At 58.2% G+C, this 17,284-nt stretch carries 16 protein-coding genes; 6 read left to right on the forward strand and 10 right to left on the reverse strand.

The window, feature by feature from the left end; all coding sequences use genetic code 11:
- Nucleotides 1-122: 122 nt before the first annotated feature.
- A complete protein-coding gene (locus tag M0D69_RS05200) occupies nt 123-1,166 on the reverse strand; it encodes a homogentisate 1,2-dioxygenase (protein ID WP_301781003.1) in 1,044 nt (347 codons plus the stop codon).
- A 193-nt stretch (nt 1,167-1,359) separates the two neighbouring features.
- Complete coding sequence (locus M0D69_RS05205; protein WP_301781004.1) at nt 1,360-2,304, reverse strand: 3-keto-5-aminohexanoate cleavage protein; 945 nt, start codon at nt 2,302-2,304, stop codon at nt 1,360-1,362.
- A 550-nt stretch (nt 2,305-2,854) separates the two neighbouring features.
- Here M0D69_RS05205 and M0D69_RS05210 point away from each other — a divergent pair.
- Nucleotides 2,855-3,397, forward strand: coding sequence for a MarR family winged helix-turn-helix transcriptional regulator (locus M0D69_RS05210; protein ID WP_301781005.1), 543 nt, complete (start codon nt 2,855-2,857; stop codon nt 3,395-3,397).
- A gap of 122 nt (nt 3,398-3,519) precedes the next feature.
- On the opposite strand, the gene M0D69_RS05215 is transcribed toward M0D69_RS05210, so the two are convergent.
- Nucleotides 3,520-3,804, reverse strand: coding sequence for a DUF4148 domain-containing protein (locus tag M0D69_RS05215; RefSeq protein WP_301781006.1), 285 nt, complete (start codon nt 3,802-3,804; stop codon nt 3,520-3,522).
- Between the two features lie 608 nt (nt 3,805-4,412).
- On the opposite strand from M0D69_RS05215, the gene M0D69_RS05220 reads away from it, so the two are divergent.
- From M0D69_RS05220 to M0D69_RS05235, 4 genes are all read left to right on the forward strand, one after another.
- Nucleotides 4,413-5,636 (forward strand): substrate-binding domain-containing protein, encoded by a 1,224-nt coding sequence (locus M0D69_RS05220; RefSeq protein WP_301781007.1) that lies wholly within the window; start codon nt 4,413-4,415, stop codon nt 5,634-5,636.
- 16 nt (nt 5,637-5,652) lie between these two features.
- Nucleotides 5,653-8,130 carry an ATP-binding cassette domain-containing protein gene (locus M0D69_RS05225; protein WP_301781008.1) on the forward strand — a complete coding sequence of 826 codons (2,478 nt, stop codon included), beginning with the start codon at nt 5,653-5,655 and terminating at the stop codon, nt 8,128-8,130.
- A gap of 8 nt (nt 8,131-8,138) precedes the next feature.
- Nucleotides 8,139-9,149: an ABC transporter permease gene (locus M0D69_RS05230; RefSeq protein WP_301781009.1), complete on the forward strand. Its 1,011-nt coding sequence runs from the start codon at nt 8,139-8,141 to the stop codon at nt 9,147-9,149.
- 315 nt (nt 9,150-9,464) lie between these two features.
- On the forward strand, nt 9,465-10,535 hold the full coding sequence (locus tag M0D69_RS05235; RefSeq protein WP_301781010.1) for a porin: 1,071 nt from the start codon (nt 9,465-9,467) through the stop codon (nt 10,533-10,535).
- 180 nt (nt 10,536-10,715) lie between these two features.
- Here the strand turns inward: M0D69_RS05235 and M0D69_RS05240 are convergent, their stop codons facing one another.
- From M0D69_RS05240 to gtdA, 6 genes are all read right to left on the reverse strand, one after another.
- Nucleotides 10,716-11,138, reverse strand: a complete 423-nt coding sequence (locus M0D69_RS05240) for a hypothetical protein (protein WP_301781011.1) — start codon at nt 11,136-11,138, stop codon at nt 10,716-10,718.
- A complete protein-coding gene (locus M0D69_RS05245) occupies nt 11,135-11,383 on the reverse strand; it encodes a hypothetical protein (protein ID WP_301781012.1) in 249 nt (82 codons plus the stop codon). Before M0D69_RS05245 ends, M0D69_RS05240 begins: the two co-directional genes overlap by 4 nt.
- Nucleotides 11,384-11,518: 135 nt before the next feature.
- Nucleotides 11,519-12,727 carry a 3-hydroxybenzoate 6-monooxygenase gene (locus M0D69_RS05250; RefSeq protein ID WP_301781013.1) on the reverse strand — a complete coding sequence of 403 codons (1,209 nt, stop codon included), beginning with the start codon at nt 12,725-12,727 and terminating at the stop codon, nt 11,519-11,521.
- A 26-nt stretch (nt 12,728-12,753) separates the two neighbouring features.
- Complete coding sequence (gene maiA / locus M0D69_RS05255; RefSeq protein WP_301781014.1) at nt 12,754-13,395, reverse strand: maleylacetoacetate isomerase; 642 nt, start codon at nt 13,393-13,395, stop codon at nt 12,754-12,756.
- 43 nt (nt 13,396-13,438) lie between these two features.
- Nucleotides 13,439-14,137: a fumarylacetoacetate hydrolase family protein gene (locus tag M0D69_RS05260; protein ID WP_301781015.1), complete on the reverse strand. Its 699-nt coding sequence runs from the start codon at nt 14,135-14,137 to the stop codon at nt 13,439-13,441.
- A gap of 74 nt (nt 14,138-14,211) precedes the next feature.
- Nucleotides 14,212-15,258, reverse strand: coding sequence for a gentisate 1,2-dioxygenase (gene gtdA, locus M0D69_RS05265; RefSeq protein ID WP_301781016.1), 1,047 nt, complete (start codon nt 15,256-15,258; stop codon nt 14,212-14,214).
- A gap of 232 nt (nt 15,259-15,490) precedes the next feature.
- Here gtdA and M0D69_RS05270 point away from each other — a divergent pair, with 232 nt between their 5' ends.
- Nucleotides 15,491-16,426, forward strand: a complete 936-nt coding sequence (locus M0D69_RS05270) for a LysR substrate-binding domain-containing protein (RefSeq protein ID WP_301781017.1) — start codon at nt 15,491-15,493, stop codon at nt 16,424-16,426.
- A 22-nt stretch (nt 16,427-16,448) separates the two neighbouring features.
- On the opposite strand, the gene M0D69_RS05275 is transcribed toward M0D69_RS05270, so the two are convergent.
- Complete coding sequence (locus tag M0D69_RS05275; RefSeq protein WP_301781018.1) at nt 16,449-16,994, reverse strand: MarR family winged helix-turn-helix transcriptional regulator; 546 nt, start codon at nt 16,992-16,994, stop codon at nt 16,449-16,451.
- Between the last annotated feature and the right edge of the window lie 290 nt (nt 16,995-17,284).

Below are 17,284 nucleotides of genomic sequence, written 5' to 3' on the forward strand. Positions count from 1 at the left end.
AGTCTCCTTTGTCGATCGGAGTTAGCGCTTTAGCGCCTACTCCGATCCCATGCAACAGAGTTGCTAGATGTTTCTTGAGAATCCACGCCGCGCGCCACCTTCAAGGCACACAAGCGCCAGAGTCACTTGCTCACGCTCGGATGCGGTCCGTATTCGCCTGTTTCCATCAACTGCGAGGCCGCAATCGCCTTGGGCGTCCAGCGAAGCGTCGCACGCGTTTCCAGCAACCACGCCTGATAGGTCTCGGGAACGTTCTCAGAAGGTCCGTGGTGAATGACACCCTTTGGCACCCAGGTCAAAGTGCCAGGCTCCGAGCACCCTCCCCAGACACCAGGTCCTCGCACATAACAGATCACCTCATCAAAGTCCGCATTGATATGAATGGGTGGTCGACTCGAGATGCGCGAACTGAGGTTGAACATCAGCACGTCTCCCGTGCTGGACGACAGGAACTGACTCGGCGGCCCTCCATCGGGCAAATAGGTGAGAACCTGAATATTGTTCAGATTCAGCTTCCACACGGGAACCGACTCCGACAGTTGCAGACCTAGGGAGAGCGGGTCGTGCGGCATTGTGAACACCGTATTCTCACCGTCGGAGGTCTTCAATATCAGTTTCGTCGGTCCGCCCACGGGAGTCTCGGGATCAACCTTGGCATACCCGACGTCCCGCGCAACGTTGACCATTCCTGTAGGCGCCGGAGGCGAAAGTTTCAAGGCCGACGGACTCTCGACGATGATGCTGCGCATGGCGTCGCCGGTCGGTGCGTATCGATACGCTATCGCACGTGGGATACAGACAAAGTCACCTTCCTCGGCCGTAAGACAACCAACGTCGGTTTCGAATTTGACATTTCCCGACTGAATGAAATGAATTTCGTCTGCTTCGACATTTCGGACCACATACGGCATTGGCTTGCGGCGACCGGACACAAGCAACTTAACACCCAGCCTGGAGGTAGCCACCGTTGTCGGAAGAGCTTGCGCATCGTCCTGATCGTCAGGGATCAGTCGATCAAGGACTGCCCGTCGCGGCGCATGCGGACCTTCCACAGAAAGGTAGTCTGGCGCGTATGTCGATCGGGTAACGACAGAAATTGCGCCCATGAACCCATCTCGAGTCCACAGTTGCACAGGAGGCTCTCCGCCATTTGTCTGATCACTCATTTGTCAATCTCCTTCATTGTCAAACACACACAACAGGCGTGCCTCCCCGGAGCGTCTACGCATGCGTTGTCGCCGAACTGGAGGCACTGCTCACCCTGCCTACAAACGAGTCTAGTCCTCCCCTGCGAGCCATCTTCTGCAAAAGCCAGACGAACAGCAGCGTGTGCAAGTGGCGGCACCCACTTAGGTGTTGTTAGCGGGTCGGCTTTCCAACCAGCGCCCGATACTCATTCGCGGTTGCCGGAGTGCGTCCGAGCAAGCCGGCGATGTCACGCGCCATATTGAACATTTCAAGGTTGTCCTTGAGCTTCTCGTCGCTGTTCGGGTACTTCCAGGGCGTGTCTTCCGTACCGATCCGGATGTGTAACCCCATCATCGTGGCAAGCGTCGTCATGTATAGACTTGCGCGCCCCGCCGCACAAACACTGATTACGGAGGTTGGGTCGATCTGGCGAATCTGGTCGACCATCAGGAACATGTGACGGGTCATGTCCTGAGCATTGCTGACCCAGGTGCCCGAAACCAGGGTGCGGCCAACGTTGAACGGCAACCCGTACAGAAGCAACCAGTTGTACGGTTTCTTGAGAATGCCTGTATCAATGAGCTTTCGCTTCGCAAGTTCGATCTCTCCGGAGCTATGGATGGCGAGTTCCGGCTTGACACCAGCGGCCTCAAGCGCCTCAATTGCCGGCACCATGAAGGCTTCCGGGTGACCTGGAGCGCACGGCGCTACCTCAGTCAATCCCGCACGCGCTGGACTCATGCACATATCGAAGGTCGTTCCGTGGAGCACATTCAGGTTCGGGACAAAGTCGTTGCCAAAGCGCGCCTTGAGCGGCTCCAGAACAGCAGAATAGGCTTCTACCGGCGGAATGTCCCGGTCGAGCCGTCGACCCTGTGCGTCGGTCATCCATGAAAAGTCGATGTGAACGCCACATGCACCGGCCTCGATCACGCTGGACGCTGCGTCCACGTATTCCTCAAATGACGTGCTCGTTTCAAAGCGCCCAGACACAGCCGCGTTGATCGCGATCTTTTCTGAAACGTCCCATTTGGGCTGCAGTTCGGGTCCAGCAAGGAACTGATACTCCTCCATTTCGCGCTTGGCGGCTTCCCAAAGTGGCAGTTTTTCGATCATGATAATCCTCGACGTAGGTAGTGAAGTAAGGGTTCGAACTGTTCCGAACCAACGGGCAACAGACAGGCAATAAGCATCCCGACAGGGTTGGTACCTCATGGAGCAGTTGTGCATCGCTGACGATTCGATTTGTTATTCGACGCGTGGGCGAGCGCAACACCGATCCGCGCCCGTCACGCTGGAACCGTGCGGCAGACATGGCAGGCAGTGGCCTGTCGCGGCCATTGCTTGGCGTTGTCACTTGCACACTATTTTCAGCACCATCCATTGGTTAGTATTCCTACTAAAATACAAAACGACGCAGATGCTGCCCCCAGCCTAGGATCATAGTCATAACACGCGACAGGTCTACCGTTCCCGCAAGCAGATCATTTGTGTTACGATGATTCTAAGCAACATCGCTTTATATCGAATGATGTGTCTTGGAATGAATAAAGTCAAGTGCAGTAGGGAATTCCCTAGGAGAAACGCTTTGACTGCGCCCCTTGTTTGGTCGCCCCGGCGACCCGGCTAACCGCCGAGTCGCATCTACTTGTCGAGGAATGAGCGAATGGCTAAGCCCTACTCCACCGCAATCGATACGACCCTGGATACCATCGAGCCGTGTTGCGGCTCAGCGGGAAAGGAAGCGCCCGAGATCTTCGACGATCGGGGCAGAACAGTTCCGTGGATGACCCGAACCTTGAATCGGCTCTATGACGTACAAGCGCAGAGGATCCTCGACCGGGAAAAAGTATCCATCGCGCATTGGTACTACCTGCGGGTGCTGGCTCAACGCGGCGAACTGAATCAACTGGAACTCAGCAAGCGTGTTGGCATCGCCTCGACAACCGCTGTGCCCGCTTTGGACAGCATGGAAAAGCGCGGTCTATTGAAGAGGACTCGCGATCCGAAGGACCGGCGCAAGTACTACGTTAGCCTCACTGACGATGGCAAACGTCTGGTGGATAAGATGATGCCGGAGATCATCCGCATGATCTCCGGCTCTTTCGATGGCGTGGACCCTGACGAGATGCTCATCTTCTGGAAGGTCTTGCATCAGATCGCGCAAAACCTCTCAGAGAAGTCCAGCGAAGACTCGGTCGTCGATTAGCAGGCTAACGTCTGTGCTGGACGCACATATAACAAAACGGCCGAGGCTTCCTACCGATACAGGCGGGAAAGACTCAGCCGCAGATCATGCGCTTTTCGAAAATGGCGCCTTAACGCCCAATACTACAGACCGCTTGCTGTGCCAGAACGAGACGCTCCGTCAGCCGCACCGCCGTATCCCGAAACGGCGGCTTGGGCTGTGGCGTTCTGTGCCGCGACCTTTGCTTCAGCGGCCTGGATGTTTTCGGGGTAGTGAACATAGTCGCGCGGGTCGTAACCGGCTTTCTCGACTTGCGCCAGTTCCGCATGCACCTGCGCGCGACTCAGCGGCTGACTGGACTGTGCGAACGACGCAGCGGGTGCTGCAATAAGGCCCGCAATAAGGACCATCCTAGTAAATGACTTCATGATGACGTACCTCAACGATTGTCGTTAGTGGCGCTACAAAGGAGCTTCTCCGCCACGGTTGAATGAAGTCTAAAGGACACAAATCACTAGGGTAAGTACTAGTTTTTCCAACTCTCCGTTGCAGGTGCGTCAACAATTGGCCAACACGGGTTCGACCGCGTCTCTTGCAGAATGTGGTCGCCCGAGAAGACCGTTCCTTGTGACGTGCTAGCCGCCGTTTGCTCCGATTCAGCAAGGCGCTTGATAAACCTTGCAGACGCATTCCTGCCAAGACTCAAGCAGGAACGGTTCAACTGCGCTTTTCGCCTCCCTCACGGCTGTCCCCAACACGGCGCTCCTTCTCATCGCTAGGGAGATTCCCTAGGATTCTTGACTTTGGTCGTCCCGAAACACATTATTCGATATAAATCTATCTGTAATAGCATGATTTTATGTCAACTTAATTGTGGACATACGGATCGAAGCGATCTTACCCATCCCGTATACGACGAGTTCGAATGACCTGATTGGACCATTTAAATAACTAAGGAATACGTAATTAATACAGCAATCGTTATCCGTCTCAACCAACATTTAATCCAAATTCATCACCCAATTCGAGGATCGTCATGTTCGATAAGTTCCGAGTCTGGCAAGCTGCAGCGTCAAGAATGCAGACCCAGTTTGTTGTGAAAGACGGGTTGCTTACCAAGCAAGACGGCTCCAAAGACCTCATTGTCGTGCCGGCTGGCGGAATCCGCCCGCGCAAGAAAGTGCTCAAGGATTTTCTTCGCACGATCGGCCTGCTTGTTTCGGCAGGTCTTATCTGCACTGCGGCACATGCGGCAGAAGACTCCCTCACGAACCGCCAAGGCGACATCACCCCGCTCTGCGGTACCAAGCCGATGATTGTTGGCGTGTCCGACGGATACGGTGGCAATACCTGGCGCAAGACAGGCCTTGCCGAGGTCAAAGATGAGCTAAGCCGCTGCAAGAACGTCAAGCGGGTCATCTACAGCAATGCCAACGGTGACCCGCAGAAGGCGAACTCGGACATCAACAGCATGGTCGCGCAAGGGATCAACGTCCTTGTCATGCTCCCGGATTTCGGTGCCGTGCAACTCCCGGCCATGCGAGCGGCCATGAAAGCTGGCGTGGCGGTTGTACCGTATTCGGCGCAGATATCGGGAGTCGCTGGACGCGACTATGTCGTCAACGTCGTTGGGGACACAAAGCAGATCGGTGTTCTTTGGGCTGATTGGCTCGGAACAACCCTCAAAAAAGGCAACGTAGTGTTCCTGGGCGGCTCGCCTGGTGCCGCCGGGTCGCAGAATTTCATGGACGGCCTGAGGGGCGGTCTCAAGAAGTACCCGGACCTGAAGCTGTTAAACGAACAGTTCGTTGTTACAAACTGGAGCCCGGTGGACGCGCAAAAGGCCACGGCGGGCCTCATTGCGCAGTACCCGCAGATTAACGCCATTGTTACTGACTACGGAGTGACTGCACTCGCAGCAGCGAAAGCGTTCGAACAGGCACATCTTCCGGTACCGGCCATCGTAACGATCGCAAGCGACAACGAGCTGAACTGTCATTACCTGTCGGCCAAGAAGTCTGGAACCGCCTTTCAATACTACACGCTTGACGGCACGACGACATACGTGCGCTTTGCAGTGCGACATGGGGTAGCGGCCTATCAGGGCATGAAAGACAACGAGTCGCCCGCAGTCCTTCCTTCCGGATACGCCGACAGCGCCAAGGGCCTCGATCCCAAGTGCGACCCGGCCGCGCCGCCTGATGCCGACCTTTCCTCAGCGCTCCCTCCAGAAAAACTCAAGGCCGTGTTTGAGCAGTAATAGCTCGGGATAAATCATGAACGACCAGAACACATTGCTTCAGATTGACGGCGTCACCAAAATCTTCCCAGGTGTGCGCGCACTCGATAACGTCACGTTTTCAGTGCTCGCGGGAGAAGTACACGGTCTCGTCGGCGAGAACGGCGCTGGTAAGTCCACGCTCATGGCTGTGGCGTCCGGCGCTCTCGTCCCCGAACAGGGGCGCGTCGTTATCAATGGCGTGGAAACCAAGGGCGACACTGACGAGGCGCGGCGGCTGGGGTTGGCGATCGTGCGACAGGAACCGGCTCTCATGCCCGATCTGAGCGTCGCAGAGAATCTTTACCTCGGTGTACCTGAGGAACAACGCCCGTCTCTCATGCGAACAAGCGAATGGGCACAGCAACTCCTTCGGCAGTGGAGTGACGACGTCGCGATTGACGCGAACGAGCGCGTCTTGAGCTTAAACCCTGAACAACGCTTCATTGTCGAGATCGTAAAGGCACTTGCCGCCAAACCTAAGGTTCTGGTCCTGGATGAACCGACCGAACATCTGCTGACCGAGGACGTCGATCGTCTCTTTGAACGCATTCGTAAAGTCACTGCGTCGGGCTGTTCAGTCGTCTATATCTCGCACCGCATTCGCGAAGTACAAAAAATCGCCAATCGTCTTACCGTGCTCCGCGATGGACAAGGGCAAGGGACCTACGACGCGGCTGGCCTCAGCGAGCAGCAGATTGTCGAACTTATCGTTGGCGGGGCGCTCGACCGGGAGTTTCCCGCCAAAGCTGGAAATGGTCGCACCGGCATGGTCCTCGATGTAGCGTCGCTACGCGGTGCAGGCTTCACCGATGTATCGCTTCAGGTCCGCAAGGGTGAAATCGTGGGCCTCGCCGGCATAGACGGCAATGGACAGCGCGAGTTCATGCGCGCCCTTGGCGGTCTGGCCCGAAGCCGCGGTAGCGTCAACGTGAACGGGAAGTCGGCGAAACTCCGGAATTCCCAGGCTGCCGCCGCTTCAGGTATTCGCTGCCTCCCTGGAGACCGGCACAGGGAGGGCATCTTCGGTGACCTATCGGTGCGCGAGAACTTCTCGATCCGCAGTCTTCCGTTCGATTCCATCAAAGGCTGGATCAGCCAGCGAAGTGAAGCCAAGCGCACCAAATCGGCAGTGGAAAGTTTCGCAGTCAAGACGCCGTCCGTTGAGACACCAATCCGCTCCCTATCGGGAGGCAATCAGCAAAAGCTCGTCCTGGCGAGCGTCCTCGCAAGCAAACCCGAGGTGCTCCTCGTCGACGAACCGACGCAAGGCGTAGACGTTGGTGCCCGGATGGAAATTTACAAAGTGCTTCGTGAAGCCGCCGCAACAGGCACCGCTGTTATCGTCGTCTCCTCGGACGCGATGGAAGTGGCGGGTCTGTGCGACCGAGTGTTGATTTTCTCTCGCGGGCACATCGTAAGGGAACTGCGCGATGCGGCCGTCAGCGAGAACAACATCACGTCTGCGGTGCTTACCGCGACCACCGAGCGTGAGAGGGGTTCGGCAAGCATTCCCGGATTCTGGAAGTGGGCTTCTGGAGACTGGGCCCCTCTCGTCATGCTTGCACTGGCAGTCTGCGCTCTGGGTATGTATGCAGCCCATGTCAACGAAACCTATCTGTCTACGCGAAACCTGAGTGGGATGTTGGCACTGGTGGCGACGCTGGCCATCGTCGCATATGGGCAACAGGCGCTTATGCTGGTTGGAGGTATCGACCTGTCTGTCGGTCCTCTGATGGGCTTGATGGTCGTTATACAGTCCTTCTTCCTGAACGACGGATCCACTTTAGGGCATCAGCTCTCGGGATGGGTCATTGTGTTTCTCGTCGCTATAGCAGTCGGGCTGGTGAACTGGGTACTGGTCGGCCCCTTCCGGCTGCATCCAATGGTTGCAACGCTGGCGACTTACATGGCTTTGCAGGCGGTTTCCCTTCTTTTACGCCCGGTTCCGGGCGGGCTGATCGCTGATTCGGTGGTCGAGACAATTGGTATGCAGGCTGGATTCATACCGATTATCGCGATCGTTGCTGTCATTCTCGCCGTCACACTTGAGTTTGCCCTCTTCAAGACCAGGCTTGGTCTCGTGTTTCGTGGCGTGGGCTCACGGATCGAAGCTGCTCGTATGGCGGGGGTACGCTCACATCTAACGCTGCTGACCGCGTATGTGGGCTGCTCGCTCCTTGCTGGCGTCGCCGCCGTGCCGATGATGGCGCAGGTAGGGTCCGGCGACCCGAGTGCAGGCATCAACTACACGCTGGCCAGCATCGCAGCCGTCGTCATCGGCGGGGCGAGCCTGTTTGGCGGACGCGGGTCGTTTGTCGGCTCCCTGCTTGGTGCCCTTCTCATCATCCAGGTCAATGTGGTCACGTCATTTCTGGACATTGGAGATTCTTGGCAATCCTATCTGTTGGGCGGAATGATTCTGGCTTCGGTCGCCCTATATTCCAAGAGCCGCGAAATGGCGGTGGCAAAATGAGAAAGATCATGAGCAATCAGGCAGACGTGGTATCGAATCTCTCGGAGTCATCCTCCCCGAATTCACGGTCCATTCGGGTTCCAGCATTCAGTGAGTTCGGGTGGATCTGGGTCGGATTGATACTTCTCTTCTCCGTCAGCTCAACGGTCGCGCCAGGCACCATGACTCGTGGTTCGATTCTGGCCATGCTTCCGTTCGCAGGCATCCTCGCAATTGTCGCAACAGGACAGACCCTGGTTATCCAGCAGCGCGGGCTCGACATGTCGGCAATTGGAATGGTCTCGCTTGCCGGCGTGGTGATGGCCCGCACCGGATTCGGCCTCGATTCCATCATCCTTGCTGTGATCCTCACCGTGTGCGTGGGTGCGATTGTTGGAATCGTCAATGGAATATTGGTCTCGCAGTTTGCGATTACACCATTGGTTGCAACGTTGGCAGTCAACGCGCTTCTCATCGGTGGTGTCCGCTCGTTGACCGGCAATGTTCCCGTCAACGTCCCGACCATCATGCAGACGATCTCGCACGCCCAGTTCATTGGTTTGCCTGCCAACGTACTGTTCGCCTTCGCGTTCGTGGTAACGGCGTGGTTCATCACCCGGAAAACCACGATCGGACGCAGGTTTGTCGCTGTGGGCGTAAATCCGCGCGCGGCAGAAGCCGCTGGGGTGAGAGTCCTGCAGTACAAGATTGGTGCTTACGTTGCCTCTGCAGTGTGCTTCTCTGCCGCCGGAATGCTCCTCGCCGGGTTCATCGGTAGCGCGTCGCAGACGTCGGGCAACGACTATCTGCTTCCCGCCATCGCGGCTGTAGTTGTCGGCGGCACGCCATTCACCGGCGGAAAAGGCAGCGTTATCGCTAGCGCGGTCGCGGCGCTGTTCATGGCGCAGCTCAGCCAACTTGTGCTGGCACTTGGTGCGGGGCCCGCAGTTCAGTTGCTGGTGCAGGCGTGCGCGATTCTGCTCGCCACTACCGTTCGCCATCTGCCAGCAGCTATAAGAACGTTTCGCAAAAGCGCGTAGTGGAAAGTAGTAGCTGAGGTCTGCGCCATTATCTTCCGGGCACGCGTTGTATTGGCTCGAAAGGCGGGCGTTTTGGGCTGGGTACCTGGGAGCGAGGAGCCGGTTGGTCGCTTCGTTGAACTGCATCGCCAGCACTTGGATGACGTTACCTTTTTCCGATTGGCGGTAGACGACCGGAAGCTGATCCCCGGAGCCAATCGTCCGACTGGTTCAACGTTGTCCGAACGGCGGACCTGACTTTGCGAGCCGATTGCACCGACCCGGCAGAGGTCGACAAGCAATCTCCGGAGACTTTTTTATAGTGAGGATAACGAAATGAGAAAGATCATTTTTTGCGCATCGTTGATGGCTTTCAGTGCCTGCAACACCCACGCGCAGAGCACTGTGACCCTGTACGGACGCGTCTCATCGGGTCTCGATTTTGTCACGAACGTTGCAACGCCAAACGGCCAGTCGAAGAACAATTACAGGTTCGGCAGTAACCAGTACGGATACAGCTGGTTTGGCCTGACAGGCAATGAAGACCTCGGAGGAGGCTTGCACGCTGTCTTTAAACTCGAAAGCCTTTTCACCTCTGGAACGGGTCAGACTCCACCTAACACGATCTTTACCCGCGACGCGTATGTGGGTTTGTCCGATGATAAATATGGAAGTATCTGGTTCGGCGAGGCCATGAGCCTGACCGACGAAACCGGTTGGTACATTGACCCGCTGGGGGAGCAGGTAGGGATAGGTGTTGGCAACTTCGCATTCGGGCGGGCGTGGGGTCCCCGGTCAAATGTCGTCACTTACAACTCACCCAATTGGGCCGGCTTCTCCTTCCGCGTGCAGGACGGATTTGGCAACGAGGCTGGAAACTTCCGCGGCGGACGCCAGTTCAGTGTGAGCGCACAGTACACACTCCCCAGCTTCGCCGCGTACGGAGTTTATGAAGAAATCCACGATGCCAACGGAAAGTTTTCAAGCCTGTACGCCGCGTCACGAGAATACATGGCCGGTGCCACATACACGTTGGGCGGACTCAAGTTCTACACCGGCTATCAGCAACTTGTCTCATCCGGACAGGACACAGTCGCCGATACGTTTAATCCTAACGCCGCCACACGCAGTCAGCAGGAGTGGATCGGGGCCTCGTATCGGGTTACCCCTGCCCTCGCCTTCCAGGCCGCCTGGTATCACGGTAACGTAAATCATGGCGGTGGCACGGGAAATCTCGGTGCCATCGGCACCACCTACAACCTGTCAAAACGGACATTCCTCTACCTGACCGTCGGAGCGATGTTCAACGGCAAGAGTGCCGCGTTCCCGGTTGAGACGGCCGACTCTCAACCGCTGCCTGGCCACAACCAGCAAGGTGGCTACTTCGGCATCATGCACTACTTCTAACCGATGGCTTGATGGCGTACAGGCACCTGTACGCCATCGCTTATTGGCGCGCGCAAGCGCGCTTCCAGCGTCGGAACACCACCTCTCCCGCAATCCGGGCAAGGTTCGCCTGCCCGTCCTACACGACGTTGCATCACATCGGGTAAGGCGGGCACAGCCGCGTTAACAAGTGGTTCGTGGCTATACCAGCGGCGTAACCGTGTTTTCCACACCTAGCAAGGCTTTCCCGTAGAGCTCGGCACCAATAGCAGGGAGGACAATTGCATGACGGGCCGCAGTGTTCGAATCACGCCACCAGCGTTGCATCGGACTCGCTTCGGCGAAGCTTCCTGCGCCGTGAGCAAATATCAGTGTGTTCAAAGCGTCGGTGATGTCAGACGCTACGACACCGGTATCAGCGCGAACCCGCGCCCGTGTGATGTAGTCCGGCAATGCATTGCGGCGGGCCAAGTCGTCGATCTCATCCGCAGCACGGAATGCGCGCAAATGTGCACTATCGATCTTCAGCGCAGCTTCCGCTACTTGCACCTGAAATACGGTCGAATCGGTTTGCTTGGTGAACGAGGTGTACGCGATTGCTCGTTGAGGTGCCTTCTCGATCACATCTTCAACGCTGCGCGGCCCATGCCCAGCTGAGGACCGATGAGGAGGATAGACGATACCGGTCCGAATGCGGCGCGATACGCTTCTTCCTCCTTGAACGGAGTCGAATACTCGCCACGGACTGCCGCCATGATGTCCAACAGCCGGTAGTCCGGGACGAATACGTCCTTTCCCACGATACAGTTGCTACCGGATCCACGCATACCAGTGGTGAACCAGGTGTCCTCAATTGCAAGTTCGCTCATTGGGACAAGCGCGAGATATTGAGTCTTGAACGCTCCGTTCTCGTCGTGCTCTACGCAACCGAGCATCGCCCATTGAGCGTGCAGCGAACCTAGCCTTACCCGGCTGCACCTGCTGCCTGGCACCCCCGTTGCGCCTCAGATAACGCCTTTCAGGCACTCCTCCGCGCGCCAGCCGTGCAGCCATTGCAGTGCGTCGTAGAACTGCTCCTGCGTACGGCCGACCCAAAGGGAATTCCGAACTTGTCGCTCGACGCCCTTCGCGTGATAGATACGGCCCATCTCACGCGCCGAATACAGCACGCGCGCAGTGCGCGGAATACGTGCGGTCTCGTACAGCTTGAACGCGGCTTCGAAATCGCCATCTGTCGCAGCGACGGCGGCGCCAAGCGTGACGGCATCTTCGAGGGCCTGGCAGGCGCCTTGCGCCAGGTATTGCGTCATCGGATGCGCGGCGTCACCGAGCACCGTCGCGCGTCCATAGCTCCAGCGCTCGACGGGGTCCCGGTCCGCCGTGGCCCAGCGTTTCCATGAAGTCGGCCGGTCGAGCATCTGATGCGGCAACGGATGAATGCCTTCGAAGTAGGACAGCACTTCCTGCTTGCTGCCTTCGCGCACGCCCCATTCCTCCTTCTCGCGACTGTGGAACGTGACGACGAGGTTATATTGGCGGCCGCCGCGCAGCGGATAGTGCACGAGGTGGCAATGTGGACCGGCCCACACCACAGGCGCATTGATCTGCAAATCCTCCGGCATGTTTTTGACCTCAACGACGGCGCGATACACGACATGCCCTGTCACGCGATGTTCGTCGCCGATCAACGCCTTGCGTATCGCCGACTTCACGCCGTCGCAGCCGATCACGGCATCTGCGTGGTACCGCTCGCCGTTCTGATCAATGACAGTCACGCCGTCGGCATTCTGGTCGAGCTCACAGACCTGCGTGTTGGTGCGGAACTGGATCAACGGATGATCCTTCACAGCTTCGAGAATCGAGAGGTGAATGTCGGCACGATGAATCACGGCATACGGATTGCCAAAGCGCGCACGATACGGGGCACCGACGTCGACTCGTACCACTTCCCTCGCGTCAAGCGCATCCATCAATTTCAGGTAGTCCGTGAATACGGCGCGATTGCGCGCTGCCTCACCGACGCCCAGCGCATCGAGTGCGTTAAACGCGTTTGCGGCCAACTGGATTCCTGCGCCGATTTCCTGGATCTCAGGGGCCTGCTCGAGCAGTTGCACGCGAATGCCTTGACGCGCGAGCGCCAGCGCGGCGGCCAGGCCGCCAATGCCGCCGCCGATCACGAGTACGTGTCGGCCTTTGTTGTTTGTCTCACTCATGACTGTCTCCACTCTCCATACTGCAATCAGGCAATGTAATCGGGCTGGTGCTGCGGCTGCGCGGCGTCGAATGCCGGGTGTTTCGACGCGTGTTCATATACGGCGAGACTGCGCGGATACGGACTCAGATCGCAGTCCATGCGCAGCGCGTTGGCGATCTGCGGCGCGAGACATACGTCGGCGAGCGTCGGTTGCGCGCCAAAGCACCACGGACCTGCGTTGCTGCGTTCGAGCAGACGCTCGACGCCTGCCATGCCCTCCGCGATCCAGTGCCGATACCACGCGCTCTTCTGCTGCGGCGTGACCTTGAATTCCGTTTCCAGATATCGCAACACCCGCAGGTTATTGACGGGATGGATGTCGCACGAGATCAGCGAAGCGAACTCGAGCACGCGCGCGCGTAGTACCGGTTCGGTCGGAATCAGGCGTGGCTCGGGGTACTTCTGGTCGAGGTAATCGATAATCGCGAGCGACTGGCCAAGTTTGAAATCGCCATCGATCAGCGCCGGCACCGACGCCGACGGATTCACGTTCGCCACATAGTCCGCTGCGCGATGTTCGCCGACTCGGATATTGACGGGCAACGTCTCATACGCGAGTCCCTTGAGCGCGAGCGCAATGCGCACGCGGTACGACGTCGAGCTGTTGAAGAAGCTATGGAGTTGCACGAGTAGACCTCCGATCAATGCAGGTTACGTATCTCAGGTCAGATCAGGCCACGCGCACCGTTACCTCTCCAAGACGCTCGACGCCGACCTTCATCGTGTCGCCCTTCTTCACCGCTCCGACGCCTTCGGGCGTGCCCGTAAAAATCACGTCACCCGGTTCGAGGCGGAAGAACTTCGACAGATACGCAACCGTCTCCGCCACCGACCAGATCAGATGCGACACGTCGCTCTTCTGTTTGATCTCGCCGTTGACCGTCAGCCACAGGCCGGCGTTCTCGAAGTGACCGACCTCGCTTGCTGGATGAATCGGCCCGATCGGCGCCGAGTGGTCGAACGCCTTGCCAATCTCCCACGGACGGCCCATCTCGCGCATCTTCATCTGCAGATCGCGGCGCGTCATGTCGAGGCCGACCGCGTAGCCCCATACGTGATCGAGCGCCCGTTCGACCGGGATATCCGAGCCGCTCTTGCCGATCACAGCGACGAGTTCGGCTTCGTAATGGTAGTTCTGCGTCTGCGACGGGTAAGCCTGTTCAAGCGTTTCGCCGTAAGCGACGGGCACGACGGCATCGGTCGGTTTGCAGAAGAAGAACGGCGGCTCGCGATCGGGATCGAAGCCCATTTCGCGCGCATGCGCCGCGTAGTTGCGGCCCACGCAATAGACGCGGCGCACCGCGAATTGAGCGTCGCTACCGGCGACGGGAACAGCGACGGGCGCTTCGGGCGGGAAAACAAAAGCCATGATGAGTTCGACTCGATAGATAAGGGATTAATCAAGCGCCACCCATGCAGCGCGTAGAAAGAAAAGGCATGCGTCTAGCTGCGCTCTTCGCGCAGCAGGTTCAGAGCGGCGAGCACGGGACGATCCGAATAGCTGAACAGCACGCTTTCCGACGATGCCGCGAGTTGCACGGGCGCCCACGACGGCGCAACGAACACGTCGTGCGGCTCGAACGTGAATTCGTGGTTGCCGATCTTGGCCGTGCCCTTGCCAACGACCACGCAGTACACGGTGGCATCGGTACTGCGATACGCGCGGCCCTTGAAGCCCGCAGGCAGGTATTGCATGAAGGTCGCAATGGTCGGCATCGGCCAGCCGCCCGTGGCCGGATTTACGTAGCGCAGCTTCACGCCGTCCCATTCGTCGAGTTCGCCGTTGCGGTACAGCGCGTCGAGCGCTTCGCGGCTGCGTTCGTATGGATAGCTGAAAATCGGTGAAGTGGGATCGGACACGCGATGCCGCACGGGCACCATGTTGTGGCCGAAGCGCGCGAGGCTATCGCCCTCGGGGCGCGACACCGGCTGCGTCATCTCGGGGTAGTTCTCGGCGAAACCGGCGTCCATCTGCGCGACAAGCGGAATATCGAGACCATCGAGCCATACGACAGGCTCTCCGCCCTCTTCCACGGAAGGATTGCCGTGGTCGTGCCATGTCCACGACGGCGTAATGATGAAGTCGCCCGGATGCATCGTCGTACGTTCGCCGTTGACGGCCGTCCACGCGCCCTTGCCTTCGACAATGAAGCGAAGCGCCGACTGCGTATGCCGGTGGCTGGGCGCGATTTCACCAGGCAGGATCAACTGGAGTCCGGCGTACAGGTTCGGCGTCATGCTCGACTTACCGGGCAGGCCTGGGTTTTCGAGCACCAGCACGCGGCGCACGGCTTCTTCCGCGCTGATCACGGAACCCGCCTGCATCACCAGGTCGCGCACCTGCGCGTACTTCCAGATGGCGGGCTGGACTTTCGGTTGCGGCGCTTTCGGCACGAGGTTGTGCAGCGACTCCCACAGCGGGGCCATACGCTGCTGGGCGATTTGTTCGTAGTAGGCCGCGCGCGATGCGCCCGGGTTGTTGTTTGTCATTCGCGTCTCCTTTCCGTGCCACTTGGGTCGGGCGTGTCGGCTGATCACGCGTCGGTCTCGTAGGCCCTATGCATGATTTATATGCGACAAAGCTATACCCAGTAAAATGGCGAAAACATCTAGCCCATATGGTTTCGGATATAGCTTCGCAGCCGTAGCGGGAATCTGCGCTTTTGCGCGGGACCGGAGTAAGTGCTGAAGCACTAACTCCGGATCGACAGAGGACTGGGCAATGGACTGGACTTACCGCCTCCGGCTAAGGCATCTGCAGGTACTGTTGAGCCTCGCGAGCACGGGCAACCTCAGCCAATCGGCAGCGGCGCTCAACACGACGCAGCCGGCTCTGTCGAAATGGCTGAAGGAACTTGAGGAAGACGTCGGCCTGCCCCTCTTCGAGAGGCATGCGCGCGGTCTGCGGCCCACCTCGTACGGCGAGGCGCTGATCGAGCACGCGCGCCGGATCGAAGCGCATCTCGACATTGCGCGTGACGATATGCAGGCGCTGCGCGCGGGCGGCAGCGGCCTCGTCAGTATTGGGACGTCGGGTGTGTCGGCGGCGGACACGGTGCCGCTCGCCGTGTCGCGGCTTCTCGAACGCATGCCGCGCGCGCAGGTGCGGCTCGTCGAAAGCACGATGAACCAGCTAATGCCGCAGCTTGCACGAGGGGAACTGGATATCGTCGTCGGCCGCTCGGGTCAGCAGTACGACGATCCGCGGCTGCAGACCGAGACGCTCTATACGGAGCCGATCAACTTCGTCGCACGGCCTGATCATCCGATAACGGAAAAGGCAAAGCTCGGCTGGGACGATGTGCTCGCGTATTCGTGGATCGTCTGGCCGCAGGGCACGCCCGTGCGCAACGCGCTGGAGACGGCGCTGGCGGCAGCGGGACGCACGCTGCCCGATCACTGCGTCGAATCGAACTCGTCGATTCTCAATCTCACACTGCTTAACAACACCGATCTGGTGGGCGTCGCCTCGCATCGGGCTGCGCTTCGCTTCGAGCAGCTGAACGCGCTTCGTATTCTGCCCATTCAACTCGAAGGCTTCGGCTCAGTGTCGGTCTACTGGCACGCCGAGAACGTCAATCGCGCGGCGGTGGCCATGGCATTGGAAAGTCTCCGCGCTTTCGCGGACCCGCACATGAAAGAATGGCACACTGCTTAACGCCTCGGACGCTACCGCCAGCTCAATCCACGACCGTGTCGCTTTGGGACGCTTGGGTCAGGTTCCTTTCGATCTGATGCATCACTTTCCAAAAAGTACGCATATCCTTCTGAGTGATCCCGTCAAGTGACCCCGAAATCATGTCGGTTAGTTCGGGCAGCAATTCATCTACCAGCCGCTTGCCCTCAGGCTTCAGATTGACAAAGTACTTTCGTCTGTCGTTTGGATCTCGGGTTCGCTGTACGAGGCCGCGCTTTTCGAGGTTATCCAGCGCAGGTACCGCAGTGGTGGATGCAATGCCTACACGCTTGCTGAGTTCCAGCTGGTTCAGTTCACCGCGCTCTGCCAGCACACGAAGGTAGTACCAGTACGCGATAACGATGTTCTCCCTGTCCAGAATCTTCTGCGCTTGTGCGTCGTAGAGCCTGTGCACCGTTCGCGCCATCCACGGCACAGTCCTGCCGCGATCATCAAATACGTCAGAAGATTCTTTCGCTCCCGGTGCGGGTCCCGGTCGTACAGCAACGTTCATAGTTGCTTTCGCCGCAGTGGAGTTTGCCTTGGGCATTCGCTCGTTCCTTGACATAAGGGTGGCCAATCGAACGCGGAGCCGATTGGCAAAAAATATGACGATTACATGCGTCTTGCTAGGAGATTCCCTAGGGTCCTTGACTTTATTCGCCCCAAACAACATCATTCGATATAAATCGATCTGATATAGAATCATCTTTGTGCAAATAATCCGTCGCAAGGAAGATCATACAACAGGTGCCGATGTATTCGTCTGAATCTGCGGAGCCTCTTATGGTGCGGTACCGCAAAACTGACGTGTAACGGGCAAGTGAGACGGCACGAGCG

This window comes from Caballeronia sp. SEWSISQ10-4 2, from assembly GCF_030464885.1.
Lineage (GTDB): Bacteria > Pseudomonadota > Gammaproteobacteria > Burkholderiales > Burkholderiaceae > Caballeronia.

Bases quoted from the DNA above. Each gene is read 5' to 3' on its own strand.
- M0D69_RS05200 (WP_301781003.1), bottom strand. From the start codon at position 1,166: ATGAGTGATCAGACAAATGGCGGAGAGCCTCCTGTGCAACTGTGGACT.
- M0D69_RS05205 (WP_301781004.1), bottom strand. From the start codon at position 2,304: ATGATCGAAAAACTGCCACTTTGGGAAGCCGCCAAGCGCGAAATGGAG.
- M0D69_RS05210 (WP_301781005.1), top strand. From the start codon at position 2,855: ATGGCTAAGCCCTACTCCACCGCAATCGATACGACCCTGGATACCATC.
- M0D69_RS05215 (WP_301781006.1), bottom strand. From the start codon at position 3,804: ATGAAGTCATTTACTAGGATGGTCCTTATTGCGGGCCTTATTGCAGCA.
- M0D69_RS05220 (WP_301781007.1), top strand. From the start codon at position 4,413: ATGTTCGATAAGTTCCGAGTCTGGCAAGCTGCAGCGTCAAGAATGCAG.
- M0D69_RS05225 (WP_301781008.1), top strand. From the start codon at position 5,653: ATGAACGACCAGAACACATTGCTTCAGATTGACGGCGTCACCAAAATC.
- M0D69_RS05230 (WP_301781009.1), top strand. From the start codon at position 8,139: ATGAGCAATCAGGCAGACGTGGTATCGAATCTCTCGGAGTCATCCTCC.
- M0D69_RS05235 (WP_301781010.1), top strand. From the start codon at position 9,465: ATGAGAAAGATCATTTTTTGCGCATCGTTGATGGCTTTCAGTGCCTGC.
- M0D69_RS05245 (WP_301781012.1), bottom strand. From the start codon at position 11,383: ATGAGCGAACTTGCAATTGAGGACACCTGGTTCACCACTGGTATGCGT.
- M0D69_RS05250 (WP_301781013.1), bottom strand. From the start codon at position 12,727: ATGAGTGAGACAAACAACAAAGGCCGACACGTACTCGTGATCGGCGGC.
- M0D69_RS05260 (WP_301781015.1), bottom strand. From the start codon at position 14,137: ATGGCTTTTGTTTTCCCGCCCGAAGCGCCCGTCGCTGTTCCCGTCGCC.
- gtdA (WP_301781016.1), bottom strand. From the start codon at position 15,258: ATGACAAACAACAACCCGGGCGCATCGCGCGCGGCCTACTACGAACAA.
- M0D69_RS05270 (WP_301781017.1), top strand. From the start codon at position 15,491: ATGGACTGGACTTACCGCCTCCGGCTAAGGCATCTGCAGGTACTGTTG.
- M0D69_RS05275 (WP_301781018.1), bottom strand. From the start codon at position 16,994: ATGCCCAAGGCAAACTCCACTGCGGCGAAAGCAACTATGAACGTTGCT.